This window comes from Streptomyces sp. NPDC014734 (assembly GCF_043083325.1).
In the GTDB taxonomy this organism is placed as follows: domain Bacteria; phylum Actinomycetota; class Actinomycetes; order Streptomycetales; family Streptomycetaceae; genus Streptomyces.
On the sequence record NZ_JBIBYN010000004.1, the window covers coordinates 24,629 to 38,282 of the forward strand.

Consider the following 13,654-nt stretch of genomic DNA (forward strand, 5'->3'; position numbering starts at 1 on the left):
GCCCGCCACGTCGGATGGCGGGCGGCACCGTCAGGACGCGGAGTAGTGGTGCTCGGGCCGTCCGCTGTCGCCGTACTTCAGGGTGAGGTGCAACCGCCCCTGTTCCTCCAGGTACTTGAGGTACCGCTGGGCCGTGGACCGGCTGACCCCTGCCTGCGTGGACACCTCGTGTGCGGACACCGGCCCGCCGGCCCGCGACACGATCTGCCGGATCAGCCGGGCCGTCCGCTCCGTGTACCCCTTGGGCATCGGACCGGCGGTGGCCGAGGCGCGCAGGGTGCCCATGACCCGGTCGATCCTGTCCTGGTCCAGCGCGGCGTCCCCGAGGGTCCCGTGCAGTTGCGCGTACGCCTCCAGTTTTCCGCGCAGCCCGTCGAACGTGAACGGTTTGACCACGTACTGGAGCACCCCGGCCCGCAGCGCCTCCTGCACGGAGGCGGGCCGGTTGTCCGCCGTCACCATGATCACGTCGACGTCCGGGCCCTCCCGGCGCAGCCGTCGGGTGAGCGACAGTCCGCTCTCGTCCGGCAGGTAGTGATCGAGGAGCAGCAGGTCGACGCCTCCGCACTGCACGGCGGCGAAGGCCGAGGCGGCGTCATGGGCCCGCCCCGCCACCCGGAAACCGGGGACGCGGGAGACGTAGTGCGCGTTGATCTCGGCGACGTGGAAGTCGTCGTCGACCACGAGAACGTCGATCACGGCGCCCCCCGATCGCCGACGGGCACCGCCGGGGGCATCCGGACGGTGAACACCGCCCCGCCGCCCTCGCGCCCGTCCACCATGACGGTGCCGCCGCGGTCCGACACCAGACCGGCGACGAGGGCCAGCCCCAGCCCGCGGGGCCGGCCGTCCCGGTGCTGCTTGGTGGAGGCGCCGTCGGTGAAGATCCAGCGCCGCAGCTCCGGGGGCACCCCGGGCCCGTTGTCCGAGACGCGCAGCTCGGTGAGGCCGGCCCGCTCGCGCAGGTCCACCTCGATCCGGGGCCCGTCCGGAGACGCCGGCCGGTGTGCCAGGAGCGCGTCCACGGCGTTGTCGACAAGGTTCCCCGCGATGCTGACCAGTTCGATCGACCGGTCCCGGTACCGGTGCGAGGACGAATCCTCGCTCACCGACAAGCGGATCCCGCATCGCGCGGCAGCCACGGTCTTGCCGACCAACAGGGTTCGTACGGGCGATTCGGATATGCGCTCCGTCGTGGTCGTTCTGCCCTGTCCGGCCATTTCCAGCAGGCCGACGAGCAAGTGCAGCGCGTTGCGCTGTTCGTGTGTGCGTATGTTTTCCCGTCTTCGTGCCGGCGTGCAGAACGCAGGCGCGCGTCCGGACATGAAACCCCCGCTCCGGTCAATCCGATGCGCGGATATCGGCCAGTGCGGCCGAAACCCACGCAACACTCATCAGGCAGGCGTGGCACGGTGGTTGACCGTGTGACCTCGCCGGGGAGTGGCCGCTCGGTGCCGCCCGAAATTCATTGATTCCGATGGGCGGCGCGGCGGCAATCACGCTCGGGTAAAGAGATTCTTTGCGCGGACTTTGCCTGGGGGAGCTTTCGGGGGAATCACGGTCATACTCCGTGACCGTCGCGTCACAGATGCGATATCGGCGGGCCGCCGGCGCCGGTGCCGCTCCCGGCACCGGCGAGCTGTCCCTTACACGGCGCCGTCGACCAGGGCGAGGACGTCCGTCGCCGCGGTTCCCCCCGGCGCGAGACCCCGGGCCGCCGCCGCCTCGGACAGCCGCAGCAACGTCTCGTTGACCGGCACGGGCACCCCGTGCACCCGGCCCAGCAGCACGAACTCCCCGTTGAGGTAGGCGGCTTCGATGGAACCCGCGTCGCGTGCCAGGCTCTGCCAGGCCGAACCCAGCGCGCGTTCGCCGTCCTGCGACGGCCGTGCCTCCACGGCGCCCTCCCGCAGCGCCGCCAGCTCGGCCGCGCCGACGTGGTCGATCCGGGCCGCCTCCAGCACCGCCGCCCCCTCGGCCCGCGCCCGCGCGGCCAGCTCCGCGGCGGGGGTCCCGGCCGCAACCGGACCGCACAGCGCCTCGACGGTCTGGTTGAGGTTCCCCAGCAGTTTGGCGTACTTGAAACGCATCACGTCCGCCACGACCGGTGCGCGGAACGCCGAATCCTCCAGATCGGCCGCGATGCGGTGGGCGGTGTCGTCGGTGCCGGACGGGTAGCGGCCGAGGACCAGCACCCCGGTGTACGGGCCGCAGGCCGCCGTGACCGCGCCGGGACGCAGGAAGGAGGCGGGCAGGACCACGCACATGCCGTACACCCGGCGGAACAGCCGCAGGGCCAGTCGTTCGTTCTCCACCCCGTTCTGCGCGCAGACCAGGGGCAACGACTCGCCGGCCGTGCCGCCGCCCTCGACCGGACGCCCCGCCCACGGGGCCAGCGCCGCCGCCGTGTGCTGTGTCTTGACGGCCACCACCAGGACGTCGTCCGGGCGCAGTTCGACCTCCTCGGGCCCCTCGGCCACCGGGAGCCGCAGGGTCCGGGTGCCCTCGTGCGTGGTGAACCGCAGGCCGTCCTCGCGCAGGGCCCTGCCGTGGGCGCCGCGTGCCACCAGCACGACGTCACGGCCGCCCTCGTGGAGCCGCCCGCCGATCGCACCGCCGACCGCGCCGGCCCCTACGACGATGTAGCGCATCACTGTTCCTCGTTCTTTCCCGGCGGTCCGCCGATGCCTCGAAGACCGGCCCCGGGGCCGGTTCCGGGATCACCCGACCACCGGACCGAGGCCGCGTACCACTCGGCGAGTTCGCCCACGCGCCGCCCGGCCTCGTCGGCGTCCTCGCCCGTCACGACGTAACCGGCCAGGTACACCCCGGACTTCTCGCCGCCCTCGTACTGTCCGCCCACCGTGCCACGCACCCGTTGCTCGACGACGAACGGGGGCGCGCCGGAAGGAAGTTCCTCAAGTGTGCCGGACTCCGGGTAGAAGACCGCCCAGGCCGCCGAACGTCCCGGGGCCGCCCCGGTCACCTCCCGCACCGGGTGCGCGGAGCCCCGCACCTGGGCCAGGAACCACTCCCGGTCGAGATCGAACCCGGTGGCGGCGCGCACCGCCGCGGTGGTCAGGGCGCCGCCCGTGCGGCTGGCGACCTCGCACAGCACGAGTTCGTCCTCCGGCGTGCGGAACACCTCCAGGTGGAAGGCGGTGCACCGCGGTGTCGGCAGCACGCCCAGGACGTGCCGGGCGTAGGCGGCGAGCCGGTCCACCAGGGGGTCGTCCCGGGTCAGCTGCACCGCGCCCAGGTGCGCGCCCTCCCGGTAGGACAGGCAGTCGTTGAGATAGCGGGAGACGAAGACGGCGCGCGGCTCGCCCGCCACGACGAGCCCGTCCACGACGTACATGGCGCCCTCGACGAACCGTTCCACCTGCGGGTGCTCGGGCAGTCCGGCGGCCAGCAGCGCGGCCAGGTCCGCGTCGTCGCGCAGCACCCGCGTCCCGGTGGACCCGGAGCCGAACGCCGGTTTCACCACCACCGGGTAGGGGTGCTCGCGCACGAACGCCAGCAGATCGAGCGGGATCCGCACGGGCGCGAACTCCGGTACCGCCACGCCCCGTTCGCGCAGCAGCGACTTCATCAGCACCTTGTCCCGGAAGGCGAGCGCGCTGGCGAAGTCCTGCCCCGGCACGCCCAGCACCTCGCGCAGCCGGGCCGCGCGCAGCACGTCCGCCTCCGCACGGGCCACCACCGTCGTCGGCGCCCCGGCGAGCGCTGCCCGTTCGACCTCGCCGTCGGTGCCGTACCCGGTGAACGGGCGGGCGCCGGGCACATGGCGGTACTGCGGGTACCGGTGGGCGGACACGAGCAGGGACGGCCGGACCCCGGCCTCGGCGGACCAGAGGTCGTACGGGGTGTCGGCGTAGTCGCTGTCGACGAGGACCAGGACGTCGTCGCCGTCCGCCGGGGCTCTCGTGGCCGCCGTGCCCGCAATGTGGCCGGGGTGTGCGGGAGTCGCCTTGTCCATGGGTCTGCCTCCGGTTTCGCGGGCCGCGTGCAGAGTAGATCGACCGGGCCGATTCCCGGGGGTTTTGGGAAAGACTTCGGCGCAATGGGTACAACGGGATTTTCGATGGGAAACCTCGTTGTGCCCATAAGCGTGGCCCCGCACGTTCCCTTGACTACCGTCCCCTCCGGATCGCGTACGCAAGGGGGAATCGCAATGACGCGGACACCGCACCGGACACTCCGTCTTGGAGCGTTTCTGGTCGCGCCGGGCTACCACGTGGCCTCGTGGCGCCATCCGCACGCCCACGCCGACGGCGGACTTGACTTCGGGCACTACCGGGACCTCGTGCGGACCGCCGAGCGCGGCCTGTTCGACATGGTGTTCCTCTCCGACGGGGTCGGCATCCGCATCCCGTTCCGGGACACCGACGAGCTGAGCCGCCAGGGCCGCCTCGTGCAGTTCGAGCCGTTGACGCTGTTGTCGGCGCTGGCGGTGCACACGACGCACATCGGGCTGGCGGCGACGGCGTCGACGTCGTACAACGAGCCGTTCAACCTGGCGCGGAAGTTCGCGTCGCTGGATCACCTGAGCGCGGGGCGTGCGGGGTGGAACGTCGTCACCTCCGTCACCGACGCGGAGGCGCGGAACTTCAATCTGGACCGGCAGGCGGATCACGCGTCGCGGTATCGCCGGGCGCGGGAGTTCATGGAGGTGGTGACGGGGCTGTGGGACAGCTGGGAGGACGACGCCTTCCTCTACGACAAGGAGTCGGGGCGGTTCTTCGATCCGGAGAAGCTGCACATCCTGGGGCACGAGGGTGAGCACTTCCGGGTGCGCGGTCCGCTGAACGTGGCCCGTCCGCCGCAGGGCTACCCGGTGATCGTGCAGGCCGGCGCCTCACCCGACGGGCAGGACTTCGCCGCCCGCTGGGCCGAGGTCGTCTTCACCGCCGCACAGGACATCGGCCAGGCGCGGACGTTCTACCGGGGCATCAAGGAACAGGTCGCCGAGCACGGCCGCGACCCCGACCTGGTCAAGGTGCTGCCCGGGATCTTCCCCGTGGTCGGCCGGACCCGGGCGGAGGCCGAGGACAAGTACGCCGTCCTCCAGGAACTCGTCGACCCGGTCGTCGGCCTCGGGCTGCTGAAACTCCTCCTCGGCGACGCCGACATCTCCGGCCACCCGGTGGACGGGCCGCTGCCCGAACTGCCCCGCACCGAGGGCTCGGTCAGCCGGCAGCAGCTCGTGTACGAGAAGGCCCGCCGCGAGGGCCTGACCATCCGCGAGCTGTACCGGTCGGTGTCCGGCGGACGCGGCCACCGCATCGTCATCGGCACGCCCGAGACCCTCGCCGACGAGCTGGAGGAGTGGTTCACCACCGGCGCCGCCGACGGCTTCAACATCATGCCCGCGGTCCTGCCCGACGGCCTCGACGACTTCGTCGGCCTGGTGGTGCCCGAACTCCAGCGGCGCGGGCTGTTCCGCACCGCGTACGAGGGCACCACCCTCCGCGAGAACCTCGGCCTGCCCCGCCCGCCCCGGGGCGCGGCGGCCCGCCCGGAGAACGCACCGCCCGGGGACAGCGCGACCGCCGTCACACCGGCCACCGCCGACCAGGAGACATCGACATGCCGTCCCTCAGCCGTCCGCTGACCGAGATACCCCCCTCACCGCTGGTCGCGGTCGAGCGGCTGCTCAGGGCCCACGGGCACGGGGCGCCGATCGGTCTGCACCAGGGGAAGACCGTGTTCCCGCCGTGCGCGGAGCCCCGGACCTGGCAACGCGCCGAGTTCGGCATCGCACCGCACGAGCACGCGCCGCCCGTAGGCGTCCCCGCGCTCCGCGAGCGCCTCGCCGACACGGCGGGGGAGCGCCGCGGCACCCCCGTCGACCCGGACCGGATCCTGGTCACCGCCGGGGCCACCCACGCCATCGCCGTCGTGCTGCACGCGATCCTGCGGCCCGGGGACGACGTGCTGATCCTCTCCCCGCAGTGGCTCTTCGCCACCGGCCTGGTCCACGCGGCGGGCGGGGTGCCCCGCGAGGTCCCGGTGTTCCTGGAACTCTCCGACCCGGACACGGCCCCCGGCTTCGACCTCGTCGCCGCCGTCGAGGCCGCCGTCGGCCCCCGCACCCGCGCCATCTACTTCAACAACCCCAACAACCCCACCGGTTACCGACTCGACGCGAACGAGCTGGCCCGTCTCACCGACCTCGCCGAGCGGCACGACCTGTGGCTGATCGCCGACAACGCCTACGAGAACTACGACTTCTCGCCCGACGGCTTCCTCGAACCGGCCACCGTCGGCGGCGCCGACGCGCGCACCTTCTCCGTGCACTCGTGCAGCAAGACGTACGCGATGCCCGGCGCCCGCGTCGGCCATCTCGTCTCCCCGCCCGGCTGCACCGAGATCCTCACCAAGTGGTCGCTGCACACCCTGTACTCCGTCTCCACGGCCGCCCAGTTCGCCGCGTACGAGGCCCTGGCCACCCCGGCGGCCGAGCTCGCCGACCGCCGCCGGCTCGCCGCGGAGGCGGGCCGCCTCGCCACCGGCGCCCTGGAGATCCCGCACACCCCCGTCACCGGCGGCCTCTACACCTTCCTCGACCTGCGGGCGCACGGCGACGGCGAGGCATTCGTCCGCCGCTGCGCCGAGGAGGGCGTCGGACTCGCCCCCGGCAGGGTCTTCGGCGCGCACTGCGACACCTGGGCCCGCCTGTGCTTCACCGCCGCGCCGCCGCAGACGGTGTGCGACGCGGTCCACCGCATCAACAAGGTCTACGGGGAGGGCGCCGCATGAGTGCCGAACTTACGAGCCGGGGAGCAAGAGAGGGCGGGCTCGCGACGCCCTGCGACTCCGCCACCCGGGTTGTCGTCGGTCGCGATGACTCCGCCCTCGCTCCCTCCTCCGCCTCGGATCCGAAGCCGCAGGACGCCGCCCGCCGCTCCACCCCCATGGTCCCCCGGCTCGCCACCGCGCCGCCGCCGGCCGGCGCCCTCGCGCCGTACCTGCGGCGCCACGAGTCACCGGCCCAGCTCGGCCTGAAGATCAACGCCTACCGCGGCTACGAGATCGAGGGGCTCGCCGAGGCGTTGCGCGCCCCCGACCTGGTCGACAGCCCCGTCGAATGCGTGATGGTCGGCGACTCCTACTTCATGACCCACCTCGGCCGCCCCAGCACCGTCCTGTCCGGCCCCGCCGAACGCGACTGGGCACTGTCCACCCTGGTCGGCCTCGTCGACGAGGTCCGCCGCGCGACCGACCGGGAGTTCGCCGCGCCCCGGGTCCCGTTCCTGCTCGCCGACCTGCCCGACGGTGCCACCGCCGCGCCCGCCACCGCCCGGGAGGCCACCGCCCGGTTCGCCGGGGCCGGTGCCGACGCGGTCAAGATCGAGGTGGCCGGCGAGGACGAACTGCGCTGTGTGGAGGCGGTCGCCGCCACCGGCCTGCCCACCCTCGCCCACATCGGCTACACGCCCCAGCTCACCGGCCTGGGCCGGCACGGGGACGCCGAGGACGACGCGCTGGAGCTGTTCGCCCGCGCCCGCCGCGCCCGCGACGCGGGGGCCTGCGGCCTGATCGTGGAGATGGTGAGCGAACCGGTCAACCAGGCACTGAGCCGTCCCCATCCGGCCGGCCTGCCCGTCTACTCGGTGTTCAGCGGCCGGGCCCGCCTCGGCGGACAGAGCCTCAACCTGTGGGACGCCGTGGTGCGCCCCGCCAAACCGGGCCGCTACTTCCCGCCGACCCCCACCATCGACGCCGCCGACGTGCCCGAGGCGTACACCCCCGCCCTCATCGCGGACCGGATGCGCGAACTGATCCGGCTCACCCTCGCGGGATGGTTCCCGCTCTCCCCGCGCACCGCGCTCGACGCCCGCCAGGCCGCGCGCATCACCGACACCGATCCCTGGAGCGTGTCTTGACCGTCACCGAACCGACGTCCGGCACCGCCGTCTTCGACGCGCTCGAATCGGCGGTGCGGACCTACTGCCGTCGTTTCCCCGCCGTCTTCACCCGCGCCTCGGGCCACCGCATGTGGGACGAACAGGGCCGCGCGTACACCGACTTCCTCTCCGGCGCGGGCGCGCTGAACTACGGCCACAACCCGCCCGAGGCGAAGGCCGCGCTCGTCGACTACATCCTCGCCGACGGTCCCGCACACGGCCTGGACCTGCACACCTCGGCCAAGGCCCGCTTCCTGCGCCGCTTCCACGAGGTGGTCCTCGCCCCCCGCGGGCTCGACCACCGTGTCCAGTTCACCGGCCCGACCGGCACCAACGCCGTCGAGGCCGCCTTCAAGACCGCCCGCCGGGTCACCGGCCGCACCGACATCGTCGCCTTCACCGGTGGCTTCCACGGCCTGTCGCTCGGCGCCCTCGCCGCCTCCGCCACCGCCTTCAAACGGGGCGCCGCCGGGGTCCCGCTCGGCCACGTCACCCGCATGCCGTACGACGGCTATTTCGGGCCGGACACCGATACCGTCGACCACCTCGTCCGGCTCCTCGACGACCCGGGCAGCGGCATCGACAGGCCCGCCGCCTTCGTCGTCGAGGCGGTGCAGGGCGAGGGCGGCCTCGCCGCGGCGAGCCCCGACTGGCTGAGGCGCCTCGCCGCGGCGGCCCGCGAACGCGACATCCTGCTGATCGTCGACGACATCCAGACCGGCTGCGGCCGAACCGGCACCTTCTTCGGCTTCGAGGAAGCGGGCATCGTGCCCGACCTGATCTGCCTGTCGAAGTCCATCAGCGGCTACGGCCTGCCCATGGCGCTCACCCTGGTCCGCCCCGAACACGACCTGCTCGGACCCGGCGAGCACAGCGGCACCTTCCGCGGCAACAACCTCGCCTTCGTCACCGCCACCGCCTGCCTGGAGAACTGGGACGACCCCGCCTTCACCGACCGCGTCGCACGCACCGCCGCGCTGCTGGACGAACTCCTCGGCGAACTCGCCCGGACCTTCGGCGACCTGGGCTGTGCCGTGCGCGGCCGCGGACTGATCCGCGGACTCGCCTTCACCGACGACGGCCTCGCCGACCGCGTCTCCCGGGCCGCCTTCGACAGGGGACTCCTCGTCGAGACCTCCGGCGCGCGCGGCCAGGTCCTGAAGATCATGCCGCCCCTCGTCATCGACGAGGACGGCCTGCGGGGCGGCATCACCGTCCTCGCCGACGCGATCGGCTCGGCAGCAACGGAAGGGGAGCGGCAGTGACCGTCCTGAACGAGAACGCCCACGGACCCGACGGCGCCGACGGGGAGCCCGGGCACATCGACGAGACGGTGCTGCGCCGCATCGCCGACTCCTGGCCGCGCCGCGCGACCATCCGCACCGATCTCGACCGCATCGCCGAACCCGAGGAGTACGACGAGTCGCTCCCCGACTACCCGGTCCGGCTGCTGCCGTTCGCCGACCACCCGCTCTTCCTGGCCGCCACCCCCGAGCAGCGCCAGAAGGTCCTGACGACGGCCTGGCTGGTCTACAACGAGCGTGTCATCGCCGCCGAGGAGCACGTCGCCAACCCCACCTTCGCGATGATCATGCACGGTGTCTTCCCGGGCGCCGAGGGCGTCCAGCTCAAGCGGGCCGTGCAGCAGACCCACGTCGACGAGGTCTGGCACACGTACATGCACATGGTCGCCATGCAACGCACCCGGGAGGTACGGGCGGTCGCCGACGAGCCGCGCCACCCGCACACCGTCACCTACCGCAGGCTCCTCGAAGCCGACGCCCGGGTGAGCGAGCGGTGGGAGCGGGACCTGCTCAAACTCGTCTGGACGACCGTCTCCGAGATCAGCGTCAACGCCTATCTGGAACTGCTCTCCCGCGACGAGACCGTCCAGCCGCTGCACTCCCTCGTCCCCCGGCTGCACGCCCGCGACGAGTCGGCCCACTCCTCCGTCATGGTCGAGGTCGCCAAGGCGCTGTACACGCACCTCAACGAGGAGCAGCGCCGGGCGTTCACGGACTACCTGCCCCAGGCGCTGCACGCCTTCGTCGCACAGGACTTCGAGGTGTGGCCCGGCGTCCTCGCCCACGCGGGCATCGGGCGCGCGGACGAGATCGTCGCCGACTGCCGCGCCCGGGCCGGCGACGACCTGCTGGTGCGGGACTTCTCCGGCATCCGGCGGATCGTCCGGGAGATGGAGCTGGAGGACCGCGTGGACTTCGCCTTCGGAACGGACTGACATGCGGGTCGGTCGACTCCCCGAGGGCGGTGGCCGGCTGGCCGCGGCGGCCCTGGTCCAGTCCCTGGGCATCGGCCTGTTCATGGCCTCCTCGATGGCGTTCTTCACCCGCCAGGTCGGCCTGACCGCCAACCAGGTGGGGGTGGGGCTCGCCACGGCCGGTGCCGTGGCGCTCGCGGTGTCGCTGTTCGGCGGCGAACTCGCCGACCGGTACGGGGCGCGGCGGGTCCTCGCCGTGCTCTACGCCGTCCGCGCGGCCTGCTGCGTCACGTACGCCTTCGTCACCTCCTTCTGGCAGTTCCTGGTGGTCACCCTGCTCGCGATCGCGGTGGACCGGGCCGCGCCGCCCGTCCTGCAGTCGCTGGTGGCCGGGTCGGTGCCCGACCAGCGGGAGCGGACCCGGGTGCTCGCGGTGATCAACGTGGTGCGCAACGTCGGGCTCGGCGTCGGCGCGATGGCGGCGGGCGCGGCACTGGTCGGTGACACGCTCCTGGCCTACCGGATCACCCTCGGCGCGATCGGCCTCGCCTTCCTGGGGGGCGCGGCGCTGGTGCTGCGGGTGCGGGAGGGCGAACGCCCGGCGGCCCGGGAGCGCGCCGGATGGGCTCTGCCGTATCCGCGCTACCTCGCGCTGACCGGGCTGAACTTCCTGCTCACCTTCTTCGACGCGCTGTTGCTCGTGGCGATGCCGGTGTGGGTGCTGGAGCACACCGACGCGCCGCGGATCACGGTGTCCGTGCTGTTCGCGCTGAACACCGGGCTCGTCGTCGTCCTGCAGATCCCCGTCAGCCGGTTCGCCGACGGGCTGCGGCGCACCAGCCGCCTGATGGCCTCGGCCGGTGCGGTGCTCGCGGCGGCCGGGCTGTGCTTCGCCGCTGCGGGCGGCACCAGCACCTGGGTCGCGGTCGGCTGGCTGGGAGCGGCCGTCGTCGCCCTGTCACTGGGGGAGGTCATGGCCAACTCGGCGGGCTGGGAGCTGTCCATCGCACTGGCGCCGCCCGAGGCGCGCGGGCGCTATCTGGCGGTGTTCAACCTGGGACTTTCCGCGGAACGGGTGCTCGGACCGGTGGTGGTCACCGGGCTGCTGCTCGGCGCGGGCGGAGCGGGCTGGATCGCCGCCGCCGCGGTCTTCCTGCTCGCGGGCGTGGCCGCCGAGCGGGTCGCGGTCGGCGCCGGGGCCCGCGCCGGGGCACCGGTGGGGGCATGACCGGGGACGGCCGTGCGGACACGGCGAAGGACACCCCCGACGCAACGGACGACGGGGACACAGTGGACGGAAGGACGGATCGCGTCATGCGGGTGGGTTTCGCCGGGCTCGGAGCGATGGGCGGGGGCATGTGCCGCAGACTCGCCGACCGCGGGTACGAGGTGGCCGTCCTCGACCTGGACGCGGAGGCGGTGCGCCGTGCGGCGGCGCACCCCGGTGTCACGGCCGCACCGGACGTGCCGGGCCTGGCGGCCCCGGTGGTCGTCACGATGCTGCCCGACGGGGCCGCCGTCCGGCAGGTGGCCGATGCGCTGCTGCCCGCGCTGGAACCCGGCACCGTGATCGTCGACACCGGCTCCTCGGCACCGTCCGACACGCTGGAACTCGGGCGGCGAGCGGCCGGGTTCGGCGTCGCCGTGGTGGACTCCCCGGTATCCGGCAGCCCCGCCGCCGCCCGTGCCGGTGAACTCACCCTGATGGCCGCGGGGGACGCCGACGCCCTCGCCGGGGCCGAGGGCGTGCTGTCCGCGCTCGGCCGGATCCACCGGGTCGGCCCGGCCGGCGCCGGGCACGCGCTGAAGGCCCTCAACAACCTGCTGTCGGCGGTGAACCTGGCGGCCGTCGCCGAAGTCATGCTCGCCGGGCGGGCGTTCGGCCTGGAGCCCGCCGTCATGCTGGAGGTCGTCAACGCCTCCACCGGTCGCAACCACGCCTCCGAGACCAAGCTGCCCGACCATGTGCTGTCCGGTACCTTCGACTCGGGCTTCGCGCTGCGGCTGATGCTCAAGGACATCCGCATCGCCGCCGCGTTGCAGGAGGAGGCGGGCGGTCCCGCTCCCTTCGGCACCGCCTGCCGGGAGTTGTGGGAGCGGGCCGGGACGGAGCTGGGCGCGGACGCCGACAACGTCGAGGTGGTCCGCTGGCTGGAGAACGCCGCGGGACGGGAGTTGAGGGCATGAGCGACATCAGGCGCGTGGCGGTCGTCGGCGGCACCCCGGCCGCGCTGCGCAAGGCCCGCGCCGCGGGCTTCGAGGTGGTCTGGATCCACCAGCCGGGCGAACTCGCCGCGGACGGTCTCGCGGAGGTCTCCGAGGCGCTGCTGACGGACTACCGGGAACCGGAAGCCGTCGTCGGACTGCTCCGGGCCCTGCACGCCGACCGCCCGGTCGAACGGGTGATCTCGATGATCGAGGACGGCCTGGAGACCGCGGCTGCCGCGACGACCGCCCTGGGCCTGCCCGGTACCGGGCACGACGTCGTCCGGGTCCTCCAGGACAAGCGGGCCTTCCGGGCCCGTCTCGACGAGCGCGGGGTGGACGCCACGGCGGCCCGCCTCGGCCGTACCGAGGAGGACCTGCGCGCGTTCGTCGCCGCGCACGGCCCCGCCGTGATCAAACCGCGGTTCGGTTCCGGCAGCATCGGCGTGCGCCGCGTGCACGGCCCCCGGGACGTGCCCGCCGTGGCGGAGTGGGCCCGCGAGTTCGGGCTGCACACCTTCCTGATGGAGGAGTACCTGGAGGGCCCGGAGATCAGTGTCGAGGCCTTCTCCTACGGTGGGCGCCACGTGGTCCTGGCGCACACCGCGAAGGAGACGCTCGGCTCCCTCGTCGAGATCGGCCACGTGCAGCCCGCCGGGCTGGCCCCGGACCTCGCCGCGGGGGTCGACGACCTCGTGGTGCGGATGCTCGACGCGGTCGGTCTGCGGGACGGCCCGTCGCACACCGAGGTCAAGCTGACCCCGGACGGCCCCCGCCTCGTGGAGTCGCACAACCGGCGCGGCGGGGACCGGATCGCCGACCTCGTCCAGGAGGTGTACGGCATCGACATCGACGCCCTCGCCTTCCGCTGGTACGCGGGGGACGGCGAACCCGAGTTCCCCGGCGCCCCCCGGTGCGGCGCGGCCATCCGCTTCCTCACCGCCGAGCCCGGCGTCGTCGAGTCCGTGGACGGGGCCGAGGCCGTACGGGCCGATCCGCACGTCGTCGACCTGCGGATCGGCGTCTCGCCCGGTGACACGGTGTCGCCCATCGCCTGGTCGTACGACCGCTCCGGCCTGCTCATCGTCCGCGGCGCCGACGCCGACGAGGCGCGCGGGCGGGCGCGGGAACTCGCCTCGGCCATCACCATCCGCACCACACCGCGGGAAGCGCCCGCGCACCCCCGTCCCATCGCCGAGGTGGCCCCCCGCCCCGACCGGCTGATCGGCCCCGCGGGGCCGGAGGAAGGGCCCGAGCCGGGGCCCGGGCAGGCGCACGGCACGCGGACGCACCGCACGGCGACGCCGGAGAGGGGATGAAC

12 protein-coding genes are annotated in these 13,654 nt (G+C 73.4%); 8 read left to right on the forward strand and 4 right to left on the reverse strand.

Annotation, left to right across the window (positions count from 1 at the left end):
• Positions 1-30: 30 nt before the first annotated feature.
• The 4 genes from ACF1CT_RS08825 to ACF1CT_RS08840 form a co-directional block, all read right to left on the reverse strand.
• Positions 31-699, reverse strand: a complete 669-nt coding sequence (locus ACF1CT_RS08825; protein ID WP_391783089.1) for a response regulator — start codon at positions 697-699, stop codon at positions 31-33.
• Positions 696-1,109, reverse strand: coding sequence for a sensor histidine kinase (locus tag ACF1CT_RS08830; protein WP_391783090.1), 414 nt, complete (start codon positions 1,107-1,109; stop codon positions 696-698). The genes ACF1CT_RS08825 and ACF1CT_RS08830 overlap by 4 nt, the downstream gene beginning before the upstream one ends.
• Before the next feature lie 537 nt (positions 1,110-1,646).
• Positions 1,647-2,651, reverse strand: a complete 1,005-nt coding sequence (locus tag ACF1CT_RS08835; RefSeq protein ID WP_391783091.1) for a ketopantoate reductase family protein — start codon at positions 2,649-2,651, stop codon at positions 1,647-1,649.
• Positions 2,651-3,979, reverse strand: coding sequence for an acetyl-CoA carboxylase biotin carboxylase subunit family protein (locus ACF1CT_RS08840; protein ID WP_391783092.1), 1,329 nt, complete (start codon positions 3,977-3,979; stop codon positions 2,651-2,653). The genes ACF1CT_RS08835 and ACF1CT_RS08840 overlap by 1 nt, the downstream gene beginning before the upstream one ends.
• A gap of 195 nt (positions 3,980-4,174) precedes the next feature.
• Here ACF1CT_RS08840 and ACF1CT_RS08845 point away from each other — a divergent pair, with 195 nt between their 5' ends.
• From ACF1CT_RS08845 to ACF1CT_RS08880, 8 genes are all read left to right on the forward strand, one after another.
• Positions 4,175-5,614, forward strand: coding sequence for an LLM class flavin-dependent oxidoreductase (locus ACF1CT_RS08845; protein ID WP_391783093.1), 1,440 nt, complete (start codon positions 4,175-4,177; stop codon positions 5,612-5,614).
• Positions 5,590-6,762 (forward strand): pyridoxal phosphate-dependent aminotransferase, encoded by a 1,173-nt coding sequence (locus ACF1CT_RS08850; protein WP_391783094.1) that lies wholly within the window; start codon positions 5,590-5,592, stop codon positions 6,760-6,762. Before ACF1CT_RS08845 ends, ACF1CT_RS08850 begins: the two co-directional genes overlap by 25 nt.
• Positions 6,759-7,889, forward strand: coding sequence for a 3-methyl-2-oxobutanoate hydroxymethyltransferase (locus ACF1CT_RS08855; RefSeq protein WP_391783095.1), 1,131 nt, complete (start codon positions 6,759-6,761; stop codon positions 7,887-7,889). The genes ACF1CT_RS08850 and ACF1CT_RS08855 overlap by 4 nt, the downstream gene beginning before the upstream one ends.
• A complete protein-coding gene (ectB, locus tag ACF1CT_RS08860) occupies positions 7,886-9,175 on the forward strand; it encodes a diaminobutyrate--2-oxoglutarate transaminase (protein ID WP_391783096.1) in 1,290 nt (429 codons plus the stop codon). The genes ACF1CT_RS08855 and ectB overlap by 4 nt, the downstream gene beginning before the upstream one ends.
• The gene (locus ACF1CT_RS08865) at positions 9,172-10,149 is read left to right on the forward strand and encodes a diiron oxygenase (protein ID WP_391783097.1); all 978 of its coding nucleotides are present in this window, start codon (positions 9,172-9,174) and stop codon (positions 10,147-10,149) included. Before ectB ends, ACF1CT_RS08865 begins: the two co-directional genes overlap by 4 nt.
• Position 10,150: 1 nt before the next feature.
• On the forward strand, positions 10,151-11,356 hold the full coding sequence (locus tag ACF1CT_RS08870; protein WP_391783098.1) for an MFS transporter: 1,206 nt from the start codon (positions 10,151-10,153) through the stop codon (positions 11,354-11,356).
• An 86-nt stretch (positions 11,357-11,442) separates the two neighbouring features.
• Complete coding sequence (locus ACF1CT_RS08875; RefSeq protein WP_391783099.1) at positions 11,443-12,315, forward strand: NAD(P)-dependent oxidoreductase; 873 nt, start codon at positions 11,443-11,445, stop codon at positions 12,313-12,315.
• Positions 12,312-13,652 carry an ATP-grasp domain-containing protein gene (locus ACF1CT_RS08880; protein WP_391783100.1) on the forward strand — a complete coding sequence of 447 codons (1,341 nt, stop codon included), beginning with the start codon at positions 12,312-12,314 and terminating at the stop codon, positions 13,650-13,652. Before ACF1CT_RS08875 ends, ACF1CT_RS08880 begins: the two co-directional genes overlap by 4 nt.
• The last annotated feature ends 2 nt before the right edge of the window (positions 13,653-13,654 follow it).